Origin of the sequence: Oricola sp., assembly GCF_965230365.1 — a bacterium.
GTDB lineage: Bacteria > Pseudomonadota > Alphaproteobacteria > Rhizobiales > Rhizobiaceae > Oricola.
Window position 1 is genome coordinate 2,596,719 of sequence record NZ_OZ246003.1, and the last position, 22,356, is coordinate 2,619,074.

The 22,356-nt window shown below is 62.2% G+C and carries 19 protein-coding genes and 1 tRNA gene; 7 read left to right on the forward strand and 13 right to left on the reverse strand.

The genetic code is table 11. The annotated features are described in order from the left end of the window. Nucleotides 1–3 precede the first annotated feature (3 nt). The 5 genes from ACO06R_RS12575 to ACO06R_RS12595 all read right to left on the reverse strand — a co-directional run bounded on the left by ACO06R_RS12575 (nt 4) and on the right by ACO06R_RS12595 (nt 4,497). On the reverse strand, nt 4–1,056 hold the full coding sequence (locus ACO06R_RS12575) for a DNA polymerase III subunit delta' (protein WP_421850273.1): 1,053 nt from the start codon (nt 1,054–1,056) through the stop codon (nt 4–6). Beyond that, a complete protein-coding gene (gene tmk / locus ACO06R_RS12580; RefSeq protein WP_421850276.1) occupies nt 1,053–1,799 on the reverse strand; it encodes a dTMP kinase in 747 nt (248 codons plus the stop codon). Before tmk ends, ACO06R_RS12575 begins: the two co-directional genes overlap by 4 nt. Beyond that, a complete protein-coding gene (locus tag ACO06R_RS12585; protein ID WP_421859379.1) occupies nt 1,786–2,949 on the reverse strand; it encodes a D-alanyl-D-alanine carboxypeptidase family protein in 1,164 nt (387 codons plus the stop codon). The genes tmk and ACO06R_RS12585 overlap by 14 nt, the downstream gene beginning before the upstream one ends. Nucleotides 2,950–3,092: 143 nt before the next feature. Further along, nucleotides 3,093–3,956, reverse strand: a complete 864-nt coding sequence (locus tag ACO06R_RS12590) for a septal ring lytic transglycosylase RlpA family protein (protein ID WP_421850279.1) — start codon at nt 3,954–3,956, stop codon at nt 3,093–3,095. Between the two features lie 115 nt (nt 3,957–4,071). After that, entirely contained in the window at nt 4,072–4,497 is a 426-nt protein-coding gene (locus ACO06R_RS12595) for a hypothetical protein (RefSeq protein ID WP_421850282.1), read from the reverse strand. 130 nt (nt 4,498–4,627) lie between these two features. On the opposite strand from ACO06R_RS12595, the gene ACO06R_RS12600 reads away from it, so the two are divergent. Then, nucleotides 4,628–4,717 (forward strand) — tRNA-Ser (locus tag ACO06R_RS12600). 75 nt (nt 4,718–4,792) lie between these two features. Here ACO06R_RS12600 and ACO06R_RS12605 read toward each other — a convergent pair. The 8 genes from ACO06R_RS12605 to ACO06R_RS12640 form a co-directional block, all read right to left on the reverse strand. Continuing rightward, nucleotides 4,793–5,395 carry a biotin transporter BioY gene (locus tag ACO06R_RS12605; protein WP_421850285.1) on the reverse strand — a complete coding sequence of 201 codons (603 nt, stop codon included), beginning with the start codon at nt 5,393–5,395 and terminating at the stop codon, nt 4,793–4,795. Then, nucleotides 5,392–6,192, reverse strand: a complete 801-nt coding sequence (locus ACO06R_RS12610; RefSeq protein WP_421850288.1) for a crotonase/enoyl-CoA hydratase family protein — start codon at nt 6,190–6,192, stop codon at nt 5,392–5,394. The genes ACO06R_RS12605 and ACO06R_RS12610 overlap by 4 nt, the downstream gene beginning before the upstream one ends. A gap of 3 nt (nt 6,193–6,195) precedes the next feature. Beyond that, nucleotides 6,196–7,047 (reverse strand): hydroxymethylglutaryl-CoA lyase, encoded by an 852-nt coding sequence (locus ACO06R_RS12615; RefSeq protein ID WP_421850291.1) that lies wholly within the window; start codon nt 7,045–7,047, stop codon nt 6,196–6,198. Beyond that, complete coding sequence (locus tag ACO06R_RS12620; protein WP_421850294.1) at nt 7,040–9,043, reverse strand: acetyl/propionyl/methylcrotonyl-CoA carboxylase subunit alpha; 2,004 nt, start codon at nt 9,041–9,043, stop codon at nt 7,040–7,042. The genes ACO06R_RS12615 and ACO06R_RS12620 overlap by 8 nt, the downstream gene beginning before the upstream one ends. 12 nt (nt 9,044–9,055) lie before the next feature. After that, the gene (locus tag ACO06R_RS12625) at nt 9,056–10,663 is read right to left on the reverse strand and encodes a carboxyl transferase domain-containing protein (protein WP_421850297.1); all 1,608 of its coding nucleotides are present in this window, start codon (nt 10,661–10,663) and stop codon (nt 9,056–9,058) included. Continuing rightward, complete coding sequence (locus ACO06R_RS12630) at nt 10,663–11,826, reverse strand: acyl-CoA dehydrogenase family protein (RefSeq protein WP_421850301.1); 1,164 nt, start codon at nt 11,824–11,826, stop codon at nt 10,663–10,665. Before ACO06R_RS12630 ends, ACO06R_RS12625 begins: the two co-directional genes overlap by 1 nt. Before the next feature lie 12 nt (nt 11,827–11,838). Continuing rightward, on the reverse strand, nt 11,839–15,285 hold the full coding sequence (locus ACO06R_RS12635) for an indolepyruvate ferredoxin oxidoreductase family protein (protein ID WP_421850304.1): 3,447 nt from the start codon (nt 15,283–15,285) through the stop codon (nt 11,839–11,841). A 225-nt stretch (nt 15,286–15,510) separates the two neighbouring features. Further along, nucleotides 15,511–15,963 (reverse strand): Lrp/AsnC family transcriptional regulator, encoded by a 453-nt coding sequence (locus tag ACO06R_RS12640; RefSeq protein WP_421850306.1) that lies wholly within the window; start codon nt 15,961–15,963, stop codon nt 15,511–15,513. A 199-nt stretch (nt 15,964–16,162) separates the two neighbouring features. Here ACO06R_RS12640 and dctP point away from each other — a divergent pair, with 199 nt between their 5' ends. The 6 genes from dctP (at nt 16,163) to leuB (ending at nt 22,346) form a co-directional block, all read left to right on the forward strand. Continuing rightward, the gene (gene dctP / locus ACO06R_RS12645; RefSeq protein ID WP_421850308.1) at nt 16,163–17,158 is read left to right on the forward strand and encodes a TRAP transporter substrate-binding protein DctP; all 996 of its coding nucleotides are present in this window, start codon (nt 16,163–16,165) and stop codon (nt 17,156–17,158) included. A 94-nt stretch (nt 17,159–17,252) separates the two neighbouring features. Next, nucleotides 17,253–17,762 (forward strand): TRAP transporter small permease, encoded by a 510-nt coding sequence (locus ACO06R_RS12650; protein WP_421850310.1) that lies wholly within the window; start codon nt 17,253–17,255, stop codon nt 17,760–17,762. Then, the gene (locus tag ACO06R_RS12655) at nt 17,762–19,039 is read left to right on the forward strand and encodes a TRAP transporter large permease (protein WP_421850312.1); all 1,278 of its coding nucleotides are present in this window, start codon (nt 17,762–17,764) and stop codon (nt 19,037–19,039) included. The genes ACO06R_RS12650 and ACO06R_RS12655 overlap by 1 nt, the downstream gene beginning before the upstream one ends. Before the next feature lie 168 nt (nt 19,040–19,207). Beyond that, nucleotides 19,208–20,605 (forward strand): 3-isopropylmalate dehydratase large subunit, encoded by a 1,398-nt coding sequence (leuC, locus tag ACO06R_RS12660; RefSeq protein WP_421850315.1) that lies wholly within the window; start codon nt 19,208–19,210, stop codon nt 20,603–20,605. A gap of 13 nt (nt 20,606–20,618) precedes the next feature. After that, complete coding sequence (gene leuD / locus ACO06R_RS12665; RefSeq protein WP_421850318.1) at nt 20,619–21,224, forward strand: 3-isopropylmalate dehydratase small subunit; 606 nt, start codon at nt 20,619–20,621, stop codon at nt 21,222–21,224. Between the two features lie 18 nt (nt 21,225–21,242). After that, nucleotides 21,243–22,346, forward strand: a complete 1,104-nt coding sequence (gene leuB, locus ACO06R_RS12670) for a 3-isopropylmalate dehydrogenase (RefSeq protein WP_421850321.1) — start codon at nt 21,243–21,245, stop codon at nt 22,344–22,346. The last annotated feature ends 10 nt before the right edge of the window (nt 22,347–22,356 follow it).

A 22,356-nucleotide genomic window follows, 5' to 3' on the forward strand; every position in this document is an offset into this window, starting at 1 on the left:
GCCTCAGGCGGCCGTGCTGTGCAGCGCCGAATGCACATCGGCGAGGATCGAGAGCAGGTCTTGCTTGCGGTCGAGATTGTAGGTGTCGGACAGGCGAATGCGTTCCTGCATCGACATGTCGAGCGTCGCCAGACGGTCGGCGGCCCGGCTGTCGCCCCGGCGCGCCGCTGATATTGACGCCTGATGCAGCCGTCCCAGGATCAATTCGCGCAGGATGTCACGGTGGATGTCGGCGCCACGCGCGCCCGCCACTTCGGCGAGCTTGTGCGCCTTGACGACATCGGGACGTGCCGCATCGAGGAACTCGGCGAGCGCCTGCATCAAATCAAGACCGCCGAACCTGGCAAACACCAAGGCGCGGCGCGCGCTGCCGCCGCCAAGCGCCACCAATCGCGCGATCTCCGCATCGTCTCCGCCGACCGCCGATTCCACGACGGCATGCATATCCTCGTCGCCAAGCGGCGAAAACCGGACAATCTGGCAGCGCGAGCGTATCGTCGGCAGCAACCCGCCGGTGCCATGGGCGATCAGCAGGAAGAGCGCGCGCTGCGGCGGCTCTTCCAGCATCTTCAACAGCGCGTTCGCTGCATTGCGGTTCAGGTCATTGACCGGATCGACAATGACAATCCGCCAGGCGTCCGGGCTTGCCGCCGTCATCGAGAAAAAGCGTTGCACCCGCCGGATTTCGTCGACGGTAACGGCGGAGCGAAAGCCGGTGCCCTGATCGTTGCGGGGCCGTCCGAGGCCAAGAAGACCGGGATGGGCACCCTGCGCAATCTGACGGAATGCCGAACCTTGCGGGTCGGGCGGCGGGATGCGGCCGTCGGTGTCCGGACCCGCGCCGGACAAAAGCATATGCGCAAAATGATAGGCAAGTGTCGCCTTGCCGATGCCGCGCTCGCCCTCGAAGATCAGTCCGTGATGCAATTTGCCGCCTGCCACGGCCTGGGCCAGGAACCCGCTGACATCGCTGTGCCCGACCAGACGCGATGTCAGTTGCGGCGGATCGATGCCTTCCAGCGTGTCGTAAGTTTCGGGCACATCGACGTCGATCATTGCGTCCCGCCTACCTCACCGACAAACCGGTCGCCGACCGATTTGCGATCCTTCCTGGCGCCATCGCCGCGACGGACATCGACAAGCGGCGCAACCTGTTCCCAGACGCGGGCCGCGACATCATCCGGGTTGCCTGACGCATCGACCACACGGCAGCGCTCCGGTTCGTTGCGGGCAATCTCAAGGAACGCGTCTCGCCGCAACTCGTGCGCGGAGACCTCCTCCTTCTCGAACCGGTCGACCGGCACCGCATCATCGCGCCGGGCATGGGCGCGCCGCAGTCCCTCATCGACATCGATATCGAGAATGATGGTCAGATCCGGTACCACGCCGGCAATGGCGACGCGTTCCAGTGCCGTGACAAAGGCGTCGCCGAGGTTTTCCGTCGCACCCTGATAGACACGTGTCGAATCCATGAAGCGGTCGACCAGCACCATCTTGCCGGCGTCGAGCGCTGGCCGGATCACCTGTTCGACGTGGTCGTTGCGTGCGGCAGCAAACAGAATTGCCTCCAGATAGGGCCCGAAGGGCTCGGCCGCACCGGTATCGAGGACCACGTGCCGCACCGCTTCAGCGCCTGGCGTCCCGCCCGGTTCGCGCGAAACGACAACTGCGCGCCCCAATTCGCGAAGCCGATCGGCAAGCAGGCGAATCTGGGTCGACTTGCCGACCCCGTCTCCGCCTTCGAAGCTAATGAAGTATCCGCCAGCCGGCGCCGTGCCGGCTCCGTCAGATCCAGCCAAGAACCAACTCCGTCAATGCATCGAAGGCCTGACGGTGGATCGGCCCCCGTTCGACGGTCTCGGCGGCAAAAAGCGGCGTTTCCTGGGTCAACTTGTCGCCGACCCAAACCTTGAGCATGGCGATCTGGTCGCCCTCCGCCACCGGCGCCTTGACAGGCCCCTTGTAGACGACGCGTGCCTTCATCGCGTCGCGATTGGCGAGCGGCAGCAGGATATCGAGATCGTCATTGGCCGCCACCGGGACGGTTAGCTGCGCACCGCCATAAAGGCGGACATTGCCGATGACCTCGCCCTTCTTGAAGATCTCGTGCGCCTCGAACGCACGGTCGCCCCAATCGAGGATCTTGCGCGCCTCTTCGGCGCGGGTGCGCAGGTTGGGCAGGCCGCTCATCGCGGTGATCAGGCGGCGCTCGCCGCGCTTGACGGAGCCGACGATCGCGTAGCCGGACGCCTCGGTGTAACCGGTCTTCACGCCGTCGGCACCAATGCCCATCTTGAGAAGCGGATTGCGGTTACGCTGCAAGATGCCGTTCCAGGTGAATTCCGGCTCCGAGTAGAACCTGTAAAATTCCGGATATTCCCTCTGCAAATGATCGGCGAGTTTCGCCAGATCGTGCATGGTGACAAACTGCCCTTCGGCGGGCAGCCCGGTGGAGTTGAAGAACACGGAGTCGCGCAGGCCGATCTCGCGCGCCCGCTTGGTCATAAGCCTGGCGAAATTCGGCTCCGATCCGGCCATGCCCTCGGCGATGATGATGCAACCGTCATTGGCCGACTGGATGATCACGCCACGAATCAGGTCTTCAAGCCGGATCGACGAATTCAGTTCCGCGAACATCGTAGACCCGCCCGACGTGGCGCCGCCCGTCCGCCAGGCAAACTCGCTGACGTGAAACTCGTCATCGAGCGACAGACGACCCTTCTTCAGGGCGTCGAAGACGACCTCCATGGTCATCATCTTGGCAAGTGACGCCGGCGGGACCCGCTTGTTGGCGTCTTTCTCGTAGAGCACGGTACCGGTCTTGGCGTCGAGCAGGATCGCCTGTCCCGCCCTCGTCTCGAAAAGCTGCGCCTGTGCCGGCGCGGCCATCGCGAGTAGCACCACGGCGAAAAAGACACCGATCGCGTTCAATCGACTGCACAAGGACATCATACGCTTACTCCCGACCAAGGCCTGCCAAAGACATACCAAATCAGTTCTCGAAATGGCAACGCAGGCGCAGCAATTCCTAGCCCGGACCACGACATTTTTACATTGTGTGAGGCGTACGCGACCGTCCGGCCGGCTGGCGGTCAGCGGCGCTTCCAGCTGCTGCTTGCGGAATATCCGGGCGACCATTCAAAAGCGGCGGCAACCCGCTGGTCGGCATAGGACGAAACGCCCAGACCGGCGCGCGGCGAAACCGGCTGGAAAACACCGCGCACGGCCTTTGCCGCGCCGCCAAGCGGCGATGCCCCGTTGAGCGCCACCAGAAAGCCGGATGGCGAACGCTGGCCCGCGCCATTGCGTACCGGCCCGTTGCGCAACGAAGCCGCGAGGAATGCGTCATCCTCGCCATGCAGCGGCGCGCGGCCGGCATACTCGACCTTGACCCTGGCCGTGCCCCGATGCGTGTAGCCGAGCGTTTCGGCGGCCCGTTTCGACAGGTCGATCACCCGGCCACGGGCAAACGGGCCGCGGTCGTTGACGCGCACCATAATCGAGCGACCGTTCTCCAGATTGGTGACGCGCGCATAGCTCGGTATCGGCATGGTGGGATGCGCCGCCGACAGCCGGTTCATGTCGTAGACTTCGCCATTGGCGGTCTTGCGGCCGTGAAATGCCGACCCGTACCAGGACGCTGTCCCCGTCTCCACCGGGACCGGAACGGCGGTCGGAACATAGCGCTTGCCCCGCACCGTATAGGGTTTGCCGATCTGATTGCGTCCGCCACCGCGCGGGACCGCGCGTCCCATCGTCACGCGCGGACTCGCCGCCACGCCAACCAGCGATTCAGGAAAGAATTCGCGCGTCGAACCCGGCGCGGAAGCGGCATAGCCGGACGCCGGCGCATTGAGGCCGATCTTCGGGACGCCGACCGCGCATCCCGAAACGCCGAGTGCGGCGAAACAGGCAATGGCAGCAGAAAAACGGGTGAGAACGTGAACCGGCTTCATGCGCCAATTCGATACACAAATGTCCTTAACCGGCCAATGACGAAGGGCTTGTCAGCTCCACCGCCCGGCCGTTTGACGCAGGATTTGCATCGGTATGGTTAACGTTTCAAAACCATCAGCCGCCAATGCGCGCCCGCCCGCTATAGCCGTCGTCGCGACGCCAACGCAGCGTGGCAGCGCCCGTCGGCCGCAGTTTGAAGCAACTCGTCTTGCCCTTGTACCAGGTCGGAAACTGCTGGCAGAGCTGCGATCCGGAAACCCACCAGCGACCGGTCTCGCGCGGCGCCAGATGCCGACCGAGGCCAAGCGCCGTGCCGTCGCCCGTCACCCTGCCATTCGAGGCATAGAACAAGGGAAACTCGCCGCCGAACGGGACCTTGAGATAAATGCGCTTGTCGGTCACCAGCGCGCGGACCTGATTGCCGTCAAGCAGCCAGTCGGCCTTTGCGGCCCCAACAGACATCGTGGCAAGTGTCGCGGCGACTGCGGCCAAGGCGAACAGTTTCGAAATCGGCTGATTGCTGGTTGTCGTGTCTGGCATGATCCCGGCTCCCTTCCTTGCACAAGGTTACGCAGCGGGCCGGCAAGCGGATCAGTGCGGATGAATCTTGCCGCGACATCGGCGGCGCGTCTTGCGCGGGCCAGGCAATTGGGGCAAAGACGTCCGATCCGGAGAGGTGGCCGAGCGGTTTAAGGCACCGGTCTTGAAAACCGGCGTGCGGGCGACCGTACCGTGGGTTCGAATCCCACCCTCTCCGCCATTTCACGCCAACACATTTTGCCAAGGTCTGGCGCAGGCGGGCAGGTGGCGGCACCAGGACCATTCGGCGTCCCGCTCAACCTCCATATGCGGATTCTCGTCCGATGGCATTCCAAAGTAATGGGAACAGCAGTGCGGCAAGCACCAGTTTCAATGCGTCACCGACAAGGAAGGGCCAAAGACCCCAGGCAAGCGTCTGCTCCCAGCCGGTCGCGAATTGTTGCAGCCAGAGAAGACCTGGGATGTAGATAAGCAGGTTGCCGATCAGCATCGCCACCGCCATCCGCGCCACATTGCGGTCCCAGCCGCGACGGGCAAATGCGCCGAGCGCCAGCGCCGCCAGGATATAGCCCACGAGATAGCCGCCGGTACCGCCGATCATGTAGCCGAGCCCGTTCCTTTCGGCCGAGGAGTTGGCAAAAACGTCGAAACCGAGCGCGCCGACAATCATGTAACCAAGGATCGTAACCAGGCCGAGCCTCGGGCCGTAGGACGCGCCGATTGACAGGACGGCGAAAGTGCCGAGCGTGATCGGCACAGGCGAAGGCCAGATTGGCACCTTGATCTTGGCGCAAATGGCGAGCGCCAAGATGCCCGCCATCACCAGAGCAGCATCGCAGACGAGTTGGTGGCTGCGATCGTTTCGAACAAGGCGTTCGGTCAGGACGTGTGTCGTCATTGGTCTTCTCCCTGTTCTATCCAACGCGCTGGCGTCTTGTTCAGGAACGCCTCGATGCCATGGGCGGCCTCTTCGCCTTCCCAAGTATCAGCAAGGCGGCGGATGGTGTCGTCGATGACCTCGGCGTCGATGCGTGGTCCGAGCGCCCGAGCGAGCGCCTTGGCGGCACCGACGGCTTCAGGTGCGACGGAAAGATAGGGGGCAACTTCAGCCTCGATGGCGGCATCCATCGCGTCATGGGCGACAGCGCGGGCGACGATGCCTAGCTCGGCGGCCTCGTCTGCCTCGAAGAGCCGCGCCGACATGAAGACGCGCCGCGCATTGCCTTCGCCCATCCGCGCCAGCACGTAAGGGCCGATGGTCGCCGGGATCAGGCCCAGCCTCGTTTCGGTCAGGCCGAACTTCGTGCCCGCCTCAGCAATTGCGATGTCGCAGACGCAGGCCATGCCGACGCCGCCCCCGAAGGCGCCGCCATGGATGCGCCCGATCAGCGGGCTCGGCATTTCATTGAGTGCATTCAGCATCTCGGCCAGCTTGCGCGCCTCGGCCATGCGGGTGACGCGATCCGCCTCGATTTGCGCTTTCATCCAGTTGAGATCGCCGCCGGCACAAAAGACCTTGCCCGCACCGCTGAGCACGACCGCCCGGGTCGTGGTCTCTGCGCCAAGCGTCTGCGCCATTTCGGTCAGTTCGGCGATCATCTGTGCCGAAAGCGCGTTACGCTTGTCAGGCACGTTCAGCGCCACATAGGCCACGCCGCGCCCGTCCATGCGGATGTCCAGCGTATCATAATTCATGGCCTAGCTCCTCAGGGTTTGGGCGAAGGCCGCGACCCCCGCCAGCCGTTCCGGATCGATCCCGGTCTCGTAGCCCCGGGCATGCAGCATGGCGGCCACCGCCTCGGTGGCGACATTGCCCTTCGCTCCCGGCGCATAGGGGCAGCCGCCGAGCCCGCCGACCGAGCTGTCGAAGACCCGCAGCCCGCGGTCGAGGCTGACGGCGATGTTGTCCAGGGCTCTGCCCCCGGTGTCATGATAATGCCCCGCAAGGTACCTGGCGGGTACGACTTCGAGCACCGCGTCCAGCATTGCGGCGATCGTCTCGGGTGCGCCCGCGCCAATCGTGTCGCCAAGGCTGACCTCATAGCAGCCCATCGCCATCAGTTCGGCGGCAACGCGCGCTACAGCCTCGGGCGGAGTCGGCCCGTCATAGGGGCAGTCCGTGACGCAGGAGACATAGCCGCGCACCGGGATTCGAGCCGCTTTCGCGGCTTCAACCACCGGGCGGAAGCGTTCGAGGCTTTCGGCGATGGAGCAGTTGATGTTCTTCCGGCTGAAACCTTCCGAAGCCGAGCCGAAGATCGCGATCTCGTCGGCTTTGGCCGCGACCGCGCCCTCGAAGCCGCGCATGTTGGGCGTCAGGACCGCATAAGACACATTCGGATTGCGGGTGATCCCCGCCATCACATCGGCCGCGTCAGCCATTTGCGGCACCCATTTGGGCGAGACGAAGCTGGTGACCTCGATCTTCACAAACCCGCAGCCCGAAAGCCGGTCGACCAGCGCGATCTTGTCGGCGGTGTCGATCAGAACCTTCTCGTTCTGCAACCCGTCGCGCGGGCCCATCTCGAAGATGGTGACACGCTCAGCCATCTTCCGGCTCCAGCGCCAGCAGGAGCGTGCCATCGGTGACCTGATCATCGACCGCGGCCAATACCTCGGCAACCACGCCATCGCGGGGCGCAGTGAGCGTGTGCTCCATCTTCATCGCCTCCAGGACCAGAAGCGCATCGCCCTTTGAAACCTGTGCCCCGACTTGCGTCGACACGACTTTCACCAAGCCAGGCATCGGCGCGATGATAGCGTCGCCACCCGCCTGGTCGCTCTCCGCCCCGGCCAGGCTGTCGGGCAGATTGAAACCGTAGGTCCGCCCCTCCATGAAGATCGAAACCGTGGCATCGTGCACCACGACATCGGCTCTGAACCGGTGTCCGCCGGCGTTGACTGTCAAGGTCGAACCACACCCGGCGGAGACGTCCAGCGTCACCTCGAAACCGTCACCCTGCACCTGATGCCGGCCCTTGCCAAGCGAGGTTACCCGCAGTTCCAGCCGACTGTCACCGGTTTCCAGCGCGACATATTGCTTGGCCTCGGTCCAGTGCCGCCAGCCGCTCAGCCGGTCCCATGCGTCGCTTCCCTGCGCGGCGCTCAACAGGCCAAGCCCCCCAATAGCCGCAAGCGCCAACACTTCAGGCGGGGTAGCGCTTTGCGTGGTCAGCGCCTTGAGGTCGCGGGCAATAAGCCCGGTATCGACATCGCCCTTGGCAAAGCCTTCATGTTGCGAAAGCGCGCCCAGGAACTCCAGATTCGTCACAGAGCCTGCCACTTGGCACTCCGCCAGCGCCGCGGTCAGCATGTTCAGCGCCGCCTCGCGTGTTGGCCCGTGGACAATCACCTTGGCGATCATCGGGTCGTACCAAGGACTGATCTCATCGCCCGGACGCACGCCGCTGTCGATGCGAACCGGCCCGGCCTCGAAGGCCGTGCCCTTTGGAAAGGAAAGGTGGTCGAGCGTGCCAGTGGCGGGCAGGAAGCCCTTGGGCACGTCCTCGGCATAGACACGCGCCTCGAATGACCAGCCGTCGATTTCCAGGTCCTCCTGGACCACGGGAAGCGGTTCGCCGGAAGCCACACGCAGTTGCATCTCGACGAAATCGAGCCCGGTGATCGCTTCCGAAACGGGATGTTCGACCTGCAGGCGGGTGTTCATCTCCATGAACCAGAACCCGTCTTCGCGCAAAGGCCCGGAGCCGTCGACGATGAACTCAACGGTTCCCGCGCCCTGATAGCCGATCGCCTTGGCCGCATCGACGGCTGCCTTGCCCATGGCGGCACGAACAGTGTCTGGCATGTCCGGCGCCGGGGCCTCCTCGATCACTTTCTGGTGGCGGCGCTGAAGTGAACAATCCCTTTCGAAAAGATGGATCGCGTTGCCGTGGCCGTCGCCGAAGACCTGGATCTCGATATGGCGCGGCTGTGTTATGTATTTCTCTATCAAACAGGCCGGGTCGCCAAAGCTTGCCTGGCCCTCGCGCTGCGCGCCCTCCAGCCCCGCCTTGAATCCGGTCGGGTCCTCGACAAGCCGCATGCCCTTGCCGCCGCCGCCGGCACGGGCCTTGATCAGAACCGGATAGCCGATCTTGTCGGCTTCGGCCGCCAGAAAGTCGGGATCCTGGTTCTCGCCGTGATAGCCGGGCACCACGGGCACGCCGGCTTCGACCATCAACGCCTTGGCGGCATCCTTCAGCCCCATCGCCTTGATGGCGCTCGCCGGCGGACCGATGAACACGAGACCCGCCGCTTCGATCAACCCGACGAATTCGGGATTTTCCGAAAGGAAACCATAACCGGGATGGATCGCCTCGGCGCCAGTCTTCTTGCAGGCGTCGATGATACGCTCGGCCTGCAGATAGCTCTCGGCCACAGCTGGCGGTCCGATGTGCATCGCCTCATCGGCCATGGCCACGTGCTTCGAATCCGCATCGGCATCGGAATAGACCGCCACGGTCTTGACGCCCAGCTTGCGCGCGGTTGCCATCACGCGACAGGCAATCTCGCCCCGGTTCGCTATCAGGATCTTCTTGAACATCGATCCGCTCCCCTACATCCGGAACACGCCGAAGCGCGTTTCCTCGATTGGCGCGTTCAGCGCTGCAGAGAGCGACAACGCCAGCACTTCACGGGTCTTGCGCGGATCGACAATGCCATCGTCCCAAAGCCGCGCCGAGGCGTAGAGCGGATGCGATTGTTGTTCGAACATATCGATGGTGGGCTGCTTGAAGGCGGCCTCCTCATCGGCGGACCATGTGTCGCCCTTGCGTTCGATCGCGTCCCGCCGGACCGTGGCAAGCACTCCGGCGGCCTGCTCGCCGCCCATCACGCTGATGCGGCTGTTGGGCCAGGTCCAGAGGAACCGCGGGCTGTAGGCGCGTCCACACATGCCATAGTTCCCTGCCCCGAAGGAACCGCCAATCAGCATGGTGATCTTCGGCACTTTGGTGGTCGCCACAGCGGTCACGAGCTTGGCCCCGTCCTTGGCGATGCCGCCGTTCTCATACGTGCGGCCCACCATGAAGCCAGTGATGTTCTGCAAGAATATGAGCGGGATGCCACGTTGCGAGCAAAGCTCGACAAAGTGCGCACCCTTCACGGCGGCTTCCGAGAAGATCACACCATTGTTGCCGATGATCCCCACCGGCATGCCCATCACATGGGCGAAGCCGCATACGAGCGTCGTTCCATAGCGTGCCTTGAATTCGTCAAAGCGTGAGCCGTCGACGATGCGCGCGATCACCTCGCGGATGTCATAGGGCGTTCTGAGGTCGGCAGGCACCACGCCGAGGATTTCCTCGGGATCATAGAGCGGCGCCTCGACGGGCTGCAGGTCGAGGCTGCAAGGCTTGGTGGTGTTGAGATTGGCCACAGCCCGGCGAGCCAGCGCCAGCGCGTGGGCGTCGTCATTGGCAAGGTAATCGGCCACGCCGGAAAGGCGCGTGTGAACATCGCCCCCGCCCAGATCCTCGGCGCTCACGACCTCGCCGGTCGCGGCCTTCACCAAGGGCGGGCCGGCGAGAAAGATCGTTCCCTGATCTTTCACGATGATCGTCACATCCGACATCGCCGGCACATAGGCTCCGCCAGCGGTGCACGATCCCATCACGACTGCGATTTGCGGGATGCCCTTGGCCGACATGTTGGCCTGATTGAAGAAGATCCGGCCAAAGTGATCGCGGTCGGGAAAGACCTCGTCCTGGTTGGGCAGGTTCGCACCGCCTGAGTCCACCAGATATATGCAGGGCAGATGGTTCTGCTCTGCGATTTCCTGGGCGCGCAGGTGTTTCTTCACCGTCATCGGGAAGTAGGTGCCGCCTTTCACGGTCGCGTCATTGCACACGATCATGCATTCGCGGCCAGAAACCCGTCCGACACCCGCCACAACACCGGCAGACGGGCTGGCCCCGTCGTAAAGTCCATGGGCGGCGAACATGCCAACCTCAAGAAAGGGTGAGCCGGGATCAAGCAGGCGGGACACCCGCTCGCGTGGGAGGATCTTGCCTCGGCTCACATGGCGCTGCCGCGCCTTCTCGCCGCCGCCCGCAAGGGAGAGTGCTGCGGCACCATGAACCGGCGCCATGGCCGCCTGATGCGCGGCGAGATTTCTGGAATAGCTCTCGGACTTCGGAGAGATCGCAGAAGACAGGACAGCCATCAGGACATCGCCCCCATCAGTTCTCGCCCGATCAGCATCCGCCGGATTTCCGAGGTGCCCGCACCGATTTCCATCAGCTTGGCATCGCGGAAGATGCGGCTGACCGGCGTCTCGTTCATGAAGCCTGCGCCGCCCATGGCCTGCACCGCCTGATGCGCCACAACCATCGCCTCTTCCGAGGCATAGAGGACGCAGGCGGCCGCGTCCTGTCGGGTCACCTCGCCCCGGTCGCAGGCCTTGGCAACCTCGTAGACGTAAGCCCGCGCCGAGTTGAGCTTGGTGTACATGTCGGCGATCTTGCCCTGCATCAGCTGGAAATTGCCGATCGACTGACCAAACTGCTTGCGTTCGACCATGTAGGGCATGATCTCGTCGAGGCAGGCCGCCATGATGCCCGTGCCGATGCCCGAGAGCACGACGCGCTCATAGTCGAGCCCCGACATCAGAACACGCACGCCCCTGCCCTCCTCGCCGAGGATGTTTTCGAAGGGAACCTCGACATCCTCGAAGACAAGCTCGACAGTGTTCGAGCCGCGCATCCCCAGCTTGTCGAAATGCTTCGACTGGGAGAAGCCGGGCATGGATTTCTCGATGATGAAGGCCGTGATGCCCTTGGAGCCGGCGTCCGGATCGGTCTTGGCATAGACCACCAGAGTGTTGGCCTCGCCGCCATTGGTGATCCAGAACTTGTTGCCGTTCAGGATGAATTTGTCGTTGCGCTTCTCGGCCTTGAGTTTCATGCCGACCACGTCGGAGCCAGCGCCCGCCTCCGACATGGCAAGCGCGCCCACCGATTTTCCCGAAATCAGATCGGGCAGGTATTTGGCCTTCTGTTCCGCGCTGGCGTTGATCTTGAGCTGATTGACGCAGAGGTTGGAATGCGCGCCGTAGCTCAGAGAGACCGAGGCCGACGCCCGGGCGATTTCCTCCACCGCGACCACATGCGCCAGATAGCCCATGTCGGCGCCGCCATGCTCTTCCTGAACCGTAATCCCCAGAAGGCCGAGTTCGCCCATTTCCTCCCAGAGTTCGGCGGGAAACTCGTTCTTTTCGTCGATCCCGGCTGCCATCGGCTTGACCCGGTCCTGAGCCCAGCGATGCACCATCTCGCGCAGCGCGTTCACGTCTTCGCCCAGATCGAAGTTCATGGATGCGTTAAACATTGGATCTCCTCCTCACTCCGCGGCCATTGCAGGATGGGCGCTTTCCTGGATCTCGTTCACAAGCGCCGCGCGACGGGCGGCATGCGCTTGCATAGCTTCCTCCTTGACCGGACCAAACCCGCGGACCTCGTCCACCGAGTTCAAAAGCTTCAACGCAAGATCGCCCGGGATGCGGTCGATTTTGGACAAGACCAACTCGACGTCCTTTTCATATTCCGTGATCATCGCACGTTCGGCCCGGCGCTCGGCGGTTTTGCCGAAAGGATCAAAGGCGGTGCCGCGCAGCCCTTTCAGCCGGGCCAGCAGCCCAAAAAGCCGCAGGGTGACGGGCCCGAATTCGCGTTTCTTCGGGCGTCCATTGGGCGCGGTGCCCGGCAGCAAGGGCGGGGCCAGGTTAAAGGCCAGCCGGTATTCGCCGTCGAACTGATCGGCCAGAGCCATTTTGAACGCCGGATCCGCAAACTGTCGAGCGACTTCGTATTCGTCCTTGTAGGCCAAGAGCTTCGCATAGTTCAGCACGACGGCGCGGATCATTGCCTCGTTGCTGGTCGCTTGCCGCACGCGGTCAATCAAGGCGCGGTAGCGCTTGGCCAGGTCGGCGTTTTGATAGGCGGTCAAATGCGCGCTGCGATGAGCGATCAGTTCGTCGAGGCTCATTTCCGTCAAGCTGGCCCCGGCTTCCGGCTGTAGCTTTGCGTGCACCACGCCCGGGTCATGCGCCAGCATCCGGCCCCAGTTGAAGGCGGTGAGGTTCGCCTCGATCGCGACACCGTTCAGCCGAACCGCCTGCTCGATGGATTCCCGGCCCAAAGGCACCAATCCTGTCTGCCAAGCATAACCCATCATCATGATATTGGCGGCGATCTCATCGCCGGCCACGGCCAGTGCGATTTCGGAAAAGTTGTGGAAATGCTCGTTTCCGCGTACCGCTTTTTCGACCGTCTTTTCCACCGCCGCGGCTTGGAAATCGAAATCGCGCTGCCGCACGAAATCCGATACTGGAGTGACCTTGGCATTGAAGACAGCATGCGTGCGGTCCGGCGCGCAAAGGGTGATGCCCTCCTTGGAAGCTGCAACCACGGAATCGGCAGCGATCAGCAGATCAGCACCGCCATTGGCGATCCGGGGTGAGCGGACTTCGTGATTGGGGGCTGCGATGCGGATATGGCTGAGCACGGCGCCGCCTTTCTGTGCCAGCCCGGCCATATCCATGATCAGGGGGTTCTTACCTTCGATATGTGCGGCCATACCTAGAAGCGCGCCGATAGTCAGGACACCGGTGCCGCCGACACCTGTGACCGCGATGTTCCAGGGCTGATCCAGCACGGGCACTTGCGGGTCGGGCAGACCCGAGAAATCGGGCGCTTCGGCCGGTGCGCGCTTTTTCAGCTTGCCCCCGCGTACGGTTACGAATGAAGGGCAGAACCCTTTGAGGCAGGAGAAATCCTTGTTGCAAGCCGATTGGTTGATTTCGCGTTTGCGGCCGAATGCGGTCTCTTTGGGTTCGATCGCGATACAGTTCGACTGTTTCGAACAATCGCCGCAGCCTTCGCAGACTGCCGGGTTGATGAAAAGCCGCATATCCGGGTCATCGGCCAGCTTGCGTTTGCGGCGGCGGCGCAGCTCGGCCGCGCAGGTTTGCACATAGACAATCGCGGTGACGCCCGGCACCTCGCGCAGCTCTTCCATCACCGCGTCGATATGGTCGCGATGCTTGACGGTCACACCCGGTGCGAGGTCGCCAGCCGGGTAAAGGTCGGGTTTGTCGCTGAGCAGGTAGATCTTGCCTACCCGCTCATGATGCAGCTGATGGGTGATCTGTTGCGGGGTCAGATCGCCATCATGCGGCTGCCCGCCGGTCATGGCGACCGCATCATTATACAGCACCTTGTAGGTGATATTGGCTTTGGCGGCGACCGAGGCGCGGATGGCCAAAGTGCCCGAGTGGAAATAGGTGCCGTCGCCCAGATTCACGAACCGGTGCTTTTCATCGGTATAGCGGCCGATGGCCGTCCAGGGCACGCCCTCGGCGCCCATATGAGTAAAGGTCTCGGTGTTGCGATCCATCCATTGCGACATGAAATGGCAACCGATCCCCGCCATGGCGGTCGAGCCGTCGGGCACACGCGTTGAGGTGTTATGCGGGCAACCGGCGCAGAAATGCGGCAGCCGGGCGACGGGCGCGCTATGCGCCTGACCCTGGGCCTGGAGTTTCTCCAGCCGTTCGAGTTTTTGCGAAATCCGGTTGGCCAGCCCCTCGGCCAGATCCAGTTTCAACAGCCGATCCGCGATGGCGCGGGCTACGGTGCTGACATTCAGCCCGGCCGATAGCGACAAGAAGGGTTTGTCTTCCTCATCGAATTTGCCGACGATCCGGGGGCGCACATCGGGACGCCAGTTGAACAGCTGCTGTTTGATCTGGTTTTCGATGATCTCGCGCCGTTCCTCGACGATCAGAACCTCTTCCAGACCTTCCGAAAACTGCCGGATGCCTTCGGGTTCCAGCGGCCAAGGCATGCGCACCTTATACAGGCGCAGCCCGATTGCATTGCGTTCGGCCTCGCCGATGCCCAGATCGGTCAGCGCTTGTACGACATCTTCATAGGCTTTGCCCGAGGCGACAATGCCGAAACGGGCATTGGGGCTGTCGAGCGTGGTCAGATCAACCTGATTGGCGCGGGCAAACGCGATGGCGGCATAGCCTTTCTGCTCTTGCAGACGCTCATCCTGAACCAAGGGCGGGTCGGGCCAGCGCAGGTTCAGCCCGCCTTCGGGCATGTCGAAATCGGTGGGCAGCGTGAAGGCGCGGTTTTCTGCGCCCAGATCGACAACCGAGGTCGTCTCGACCGTCTCGGAAATCACTTTATAGCCCACCCAACAGCCAGAATAACGCGACATGGCGATGCCCAAGAGCCCCATCTCGATGAATTCGTGTATGGAAGATGGGTAGAGCATCGGCATCAGCGCCGAGATAAAGGCATGGTCGGATTGATGCGGGATGGACGAGGATTTGCAGGTGTGGTCATCGCCGGCAAAGGCCAGCACGCCGCCATGTTTGGAGGCGCCCGCCGCATTGCCATGTTTCAGCGCATCGCCGGAACGGTCGACGCCCGGTCCTTTGCCATACCACAGCCCCAGCACACCATCACGATTTGCGCCTTTGGACAGATTTACCTGTTGCGAGCCCCAGATCGCGGTGGCGGCCAGGTCTTCGTTCAGCCCGGGTTGAAAGGTGATGTCGTGGGGGGCGAGAAATTTCTTGGCGCGGGTAAGCTGCAGATCGTAATTGCCCAGGGGTGAGCCGCGATAGCCGGTGATAAAGGACGCCGTGTTCAGGCCTGCAGCGCGGTCTCGACGCATCTGGGTCATCGGCAAGCGAACAAGAGCTTGCGTGCCTGACAGGAACACGCGCCCATCCGTTGCGGTGTACTTATCGTCCAACGCGACTTGTATGCCCACCTGAGCCCTCCCCCTGTCAAAGGTGGCGAAGAGACGACGTCGGGTCGTATCCCGCCTGTTCCTGTTGGCAGAGACCATAGGAGAATTGCGAGGTGAATTTGTCGCTAGTTTTGTTCCGATTGGCGTTAGTTGCGCAATCTCATCCTAAGTGTGTTTATTTCTCCGCAACATCATCCCACACAAAACGGAGTATGTTGGAACGCTAGGCATCGAAGTGGAAGCCCTCTAAACAGGCACGTCGGTTGTGTTCTTGATTTCGTTCAGTGCGAGACTGGTTCGGATCGACCCGACATGAGGAAGCTCCAGCAGCCGGTGCTTGATCGTATCCTCGTAGTCGCGCACGCTTCGCGCCAACACCCGCAAGATGTAGTCCTGGTCGCCGGTCGCCGAGTAGACTTGTACGATCTCGTCGATGTACTGAGTCGCCTTTTCGAACTCCTCCAGGCTCGCGCGCGAGTGTTCTTTGAGTTGAACCATGCAAAAGGCGATCAGTTCGAAGCCAAGTTTTTGTGCATCGAGGACATAACGTTTCTCGGAGATGTAGCCATCTTCGCGCAATTTGTTCATGCGGCGCCAGCAGGGCGTGTGACTTAATCCCGTCACTTCACCCAGCTCGCGCATTGTTAACTCTGGTTGCTTCTGGATGGCTCTCAGAATCCTTCTGTCGGCTTCGTCCACGACTGCACCCCGCGATTGCTCTCTAGTCTGAGTACAAGGCTACTTGTGAATTCCGGATTACGCAATTCTGTCATCACTGATCGAAACCTTTTGGAACAACGTTGCTCCGTCGCGCCATGGAAGGCATAAAATCGTTACCCTTTTCCTCCGCAGCAATATATTGTCGTAGGCCTCAAACCAGTCTCAACGGGAGGAAACCATGAAACACTGGATCACTGGCGCGGCAGCCGCGCTTGTTGTTGGCCTGTCGCCGGTCGCTTCGGCGGCGGAAACCATGCGGGTCACGCTGCAGCTGCCCGAGACCCATTCGGTCGTTCACAACTGGAAAGACTTCCAGGCGCTGGTCGAAGAGGAATCGGGCGGTGAGCTCAAGCTCAATCTTTTCCCCGCAGCACAGCTCTTCAAGGACAAGGAGATCCCCGGAGCCGTTGGAACCGGCGCTGTCGAAGCGGGTTCGGTCTTCATTGGCCGCTATGCCGGAGCCGTCCCGGCGGTGGACGTCATTTCCATTCCCTTCATCTTTGACGGCGAGTCCCATATCCGGGCCGCGGTCGCGCCCGGCTCCGAACTGCGCACGATGATGGATGCGGCGATCCTGAAAGAAACCAACAACCGGGTTCTGTGGTGGCAGGCGTTTGGCCGCAACATATACCTCAACAACGACAGCGCGATCGTGCAGCCGAGCGATATGGCCGAACAGAAGGTCCGCACCTATGGCAAGGTCCAGGGCTGGACGATCCAGGCTCTCGGGGGCGCACCCACACTGATGTCGGGCTCCAAGCAGTTCCTCGCCTATCAGCAGGGCGCGGTGGATGTCGGCATGACAGGCGTTTCGTCGGTCAAGACGCGCAGCCTCTACGAGGTGATGGATCACATGACGTTGACCTTCGACAGCGCCATTGAGTTTGTGGCTGTCATCAACAATGACTTCTACGAGAGCCTGTCGGACGAGCACAAGGCGATCATCAACGCGGCCGCTGCCGAAGTCGAGCAGAAGCTGCGCGACCAGATCTACGCCGAGGAAGCGAGTATCGTGGAGGAGATGAAAGCCAAAATGACGGTTGTCGAACTGAGCGTTGAGCAGCGCGCCGATTGGGTTGAAGCAACCGCCGGCGTGGTCGATCGCTTTGTCGAAGAAACCGGCGAAACCGGCGCTGCGGCTGTGGCCGCCGTTAAGGCAGCGATGACCAACTAGGGTCACGAGCGACACAGTGCCCGTGAGAGCGGTCAGTCCGCCGCTCTCACCCCGCCTCAGCAAGAGGCCTATCTGAAAATCACGGGAGGGGGACATGCTTGCGCGCATCATCGACGGCATTTCAGAGTTTACCGGCAAGCTCAGTGCCTGGTGTCTGTTTGCAATTGGTTTCTTTATCACCTTCGAAGTTGTCATGCGGTATGTTTTCAACGCGCCCACGGTCTGGGTCGACGAAGTCAGCCGCGTGCTACAGGTCTGGGTTGTGTATCTCGCCGCCGCCTACGTCTTGAAACACCGCGAAATGGTGACGATCGAGCTGATCCTGAGCAATCCGAGATCCATCTGGCGCCGGTTGGCGGAGAGCCTCGGGATTGTCGTCTTGTTCGTTTTCGCCGGCACAGCGTGCTATTTCGGCTTCCAGATCTGGCTCAAGGCCACTCTGGCCGGGCACACGACCGATACCTATCTCGCGCCGCCGAAGATGATCACCCATGCGCCCGTCTGGGTCGGCTCTGCACTTCTGATGCTGCAGGGCGCGGTGCAACTGTATCGCGTCTGGACCGAGGATCTGCCTGAAGACAACGTGTTGGAAGGGGCGCACTGATGGAAGCCGTTTTCATTCTCGTCGCCCTGTTGGCACTCCTCTTGCTGCGGACGCCCGTTGCCTTTGCGCTCGGAGGCCTTGGGGTCATCCTGTTGGGGCTTAAAGGCCTGCCCCTGGTTGCGGTGCCGCAACGCCTGCACGGGTCCATGGACAGCTTCGAACTGCTGGCTGTGCCGATGTTCCTGCTGATGTCCAACGTGCTGCTCAAGGGAGGTGTCGGCCGAGACCTCTATGCGGCTGTACAAAGCTGGGTCGGCCATTGGCCCGGCGGCCTCGGCGTTGCGACGATTATGTCCTGTACGCTGTTCTCGGCGATTTCAGGTTCGTCGGTGGCGACGGCGGCCACGATCGGCACGGTTGCGATTCCTGAGATGTCGCAGCGTGGCTACGACAAGCCCTTCGTCTATGGCATGCTTGCTGCGGGCGGCACGCTGGGCATTCTGATCCCACCCTCAATCCCCCTGATCCTTTATGGTGTTGTCACCGAAAGCTCGATCCCGACGCTGTTTTTGGCGGGTGTCGGTCCAGGCTTGTTCCTGGCCACCGCGTTCATCATCTACGGCATCCTGTTTTCCCGCTTCTCCGGCGCCTATCAACCGATTCCGCGGGCGACATGGGGGGAGCGTGGCATGGCGTCCTTGATGGCGTTGCCGACCGTGGCACTTGCGGTTGCCATCGTCGGGTCGATCTACACCGGGATTGCCACACCGTCCGAAAGCGCGGGGCTTGGGTTTGTCATTGCCCTGATCATGACTTTTGCCATGCGCCGTATGGATTGGCCAAAGCTGCGCGAAGCGGTGGAGAGCTCGCTCAAGACTTCCGTCATGGTGTTGATCATCGTGGCCGGTGCCAAGGTCTTCTCCTACGCGATCACGCTCTACCTGATCCCGCAATCCATCAGCGCCTTCCTGACCGAAAACATCTCGAATCCGAGCCTGTTCATTCTCGCGGTCGGGGTGGTGCTCCTCTTCATGGGGTTCTTTCTGGAAGCCTTGTCGATGCTGCTGATCATGGTGCCCGTGTTGTTGCCCGCGGTTATCAATACCGGCATCGACCCGATCTGGTTCGGCATCTTCTTTGTGGTGCTGATCGAAACCGCGCTGATCACCCCGCCGGTGGGGATGAACCTCTTCGTGATCCAGGCCGTGGCCAAGGCGCGCCTGCAGGAGGTGGCCAAAGGGGCGATGCCCTTCGCGGTAATCATGCTCGGCGTGGCCGTCCTTCTGTGGTTCTGGCCGGATCTGGCACTCTACATCCCCTACGAGCTTGCTCGCTAGGATAAACAACCAAGAGGTCCGCGGGGAGTTCGCGGGCCGGACCTGAAGCGGTCCGGAGCTTGATCCCGGACACGACCGACACCTTTAAACGGGCTGCGCGAAGCGCAGGATGCCCGAACGGAGACGCTTTGCCTGCGGCAGGCGCTGGAACTGGAGACTGACAGACCCATGGCCAAGACGCTTTACGACAAGATTTGGGACGCCCATGTGGTGGACGAGGCCGAGGACGGCACGTGCCTGGTCTATATCGACCGGCATCTCGTGCATGAGGTGACGTCGCCACAGGCTTTTGAAGGCCTTCGCAATGCGGGCCGCAAAGTCCGCGCGCCACATCGCACCATCGCAACGCCCGACCACAACGTGCCGACCGATGAGGCCCGGCTGAAGGCGATCGAAAACGAGGAAAGCCGCATCCAGGTCGAGGCGCTCGCGAAGAACGCCGAGGAGTTTGGGATCGAACACTTCGGCATCGAGGACCAGCGCCAGGGGATCGTGCACATCGTCGGCCCCGAGCAGGGTTTGACCCTGCCGGGCATGACGGTTGTCTGCGGCGACAGCCACACCGCCACGCACGGCGCATTCGGCTCGCTGGCGCACGGAATCGGCACCTCCGAGGTCGAGCATGTGCTGGCCACGCAGACGCTGATCCAGAAGAAGTCGAAAAACATGAAGGTCGAGGTGACCGGCACCGTCGGGCCTGGCGTCACCGCCAAGGACATCGTGCTGTCGATCATCGGCAAAACCGGAACCGGCGGCGGCACCGGCCATGTGATCGAGTATTGCGGCGAAGCGATCCGCGCACTCTCGATGGAAGGCCGGATGACCGTGTGCAACATGGCCATCGAAGGCGGTGCCCGCGCCGGCCTGATCGCGCCCGATGAGACGACCTTTGAATATGTCCGCGGCCGTCCCCGTGCACCGAAGGATGAGGAACTGGAGCGCGCTATCGCGTGGTGGCGAACGCTCTACTCCGACGACAATGCATATTTCGACAAGGTGATGACGCTGAAAGGCGAAGACATCGCGCCGACCGTCACATGGGGCACCTCGCCGGAGGACACCGCGCCGATCACCGGCGCTGTGCCCGCGCCGGAGGACTTCGAAGGGGCAAAGGCGGACGCCGCCGCCCGCGCGTTGGACTATATGGGGCTGACCCCCGGCACGCGCCTGCAGGACATCGAGATCGACACTGTGTTTATCGGCTCCTGTACCAATGGGCGCATCGAGGACCTGCGCGAAGTCGCCCGGATTGTGGAAGGCATGAAGGTAAAGGACGGCTTGCGCGCTATGATCGTGCCGGGCTCGGGCCTCGTCCGCGCGCAGGCCGAAGAGGAAGGCCTGGCCGACATCTTTAAAGCGGCCGGTTTCGAGTGGCGCATGGCGGGTTGCTCGATGTGCCTGGGCATGAATCCCGACCAGCTTAGCCCCGGAGAGCGCTGCGCCTCGACCTCGAACCGCAACTTCGAGGGCCGTCAGGGCTACAAGGGCCGGACCCACCTGATGTCCCCGGCAATGGCGGCGGCAGCGGCGCTGACCGGGCACCTGACCGACGTGCGCGATCTGTAAGGAGAGCCGAGCGATGGAACCTTTCAACAGACTTGACGGGATCGCGGCACCGATGCCGCTGGTCAACATCGACACCGACATGATCATTCCCAAGCAGTTCCTGAAGACGATCAAGCGATCAGGCCTCGGTGTCTCGGCATTTCGGGAGATGCGCTATGACGCGGATGGTAACGAAAACTCCGATTTCGTGCTCAACAAGCCCGCCTACCGCGCGTCCAGCATTCTCGTTACCGGCGACAATTTCGGCTGCGGCTCGAGCCGCGAGCATGCCCCTTGGGCGCTCCTTGATTTCGGCATCCGCTGCGTGATCTCCACGAGTTTCGCCGACATCTTTTTCAATAATTGCCTCAAGAACGGGATCCTGCCGATCGTCCTGCCGAAAGACCAGCGCGACGCGCTGATGGAGGACGCCGAAAAGGGCGAGAATGCGCGGTTGGGCATCGACCTGGAGGCGCAGACCATTACCCGGCCGAACGGCGAAACGATCGCTTTCGACGTGGACTCTTTCCGCAAACACTGCCTGCTCAACGGGCTCGATGACATAGGCCTCACTCTTCAGAAGGCCGACGCGGTCAGAAGTTATGAAACAGCGCTCGCTGCCGATCGCAGCTGGGTCTGATACCGGAGAGACAAAGAAATGACGAAACCTTCCCTGCTTGTCCTGCCCGGCGACGGTATAGGCCCCGAAATCATGGCCGAGACCCGCAAGATCATCGACTGGCTTGCCGCCAACAGGGGCCTGGAATTCGACATCTACGAAGATGTTATCGGTGGCGCGGCCTACGACAGATACGGTACGCCATGCGACGATCGCACCATGGCGAAAGCGCAAGAGGTCGATGCTGTTCTGCTCGGCGCCGTGGGTGGCCCGCGATATGACGGGCTGGATTTCAGCCTGAAGCCGGAACGCGGCCTTTTGCGCCTGCGCAAGGAAATGGACCTCTATGCGAACCTGCGGCCCGCGCAGTGTTTCGACGCACTCAAGGACTTCTCTTCGCTCAAACCTGAACTCATCGGCGGGCTCGACATCATGATCGTGCGCGAATTGACCTCGGGCATCTATTTCGGCGAACCGCGCGGCATCTCCGGCGAAGGCGACGACCGTGTGGGGATCAACACACAGCGCTACACCACGGCGGAGGTGCGCCGCGTCGCGCGCTCGGCTTTTGAACTGGCGCGGCGGCGGGGTAATCGGGTGTGTTCGGTGGAAAAGGCCAATGTGATGGAAAGCGGCATCCTCTGGCGCGAAGAGGTCCAGCACATCCATGACACGGAGTATCCGGACGTGGAGCTCAGCCACATGTATGCCGACAACTGCGCGATGCAGCTTGTCCGTACACCCAAACAGTTCGACGTTATCCTGACGGACAACCTCTTTGGCGATCTTCTATCCGATTGTGCGGCGATGCTGACCGGCTCGCTGGGCATGCTGCCTTCGGCGTCGCTGGGCGCGCCGATGGACAACGGCCGACCCAAAGCCATGTATGAACCCGTGCATGGTTCGGCTCCAGACATTGCCGGTCAGGGCAAGGCCAACCCCATCGCCTGTATTCTGAGTTTCGCCATGGCTCTTCGCTATTCCTTTGACGAAGGCGATGCAGCCGACCTGCTGGAAGCTGCCGTCGAAAGCGTATTGGCCAAAGGCGTGCGGACCGGCGATCTCTTGCAGTCTGACGGCCAGTCCCCGGTATCGACCGCTGAGATGGGCGATGCCATCGTCGCGGCCCTTGCGGCGTCTTGATGACGGAACG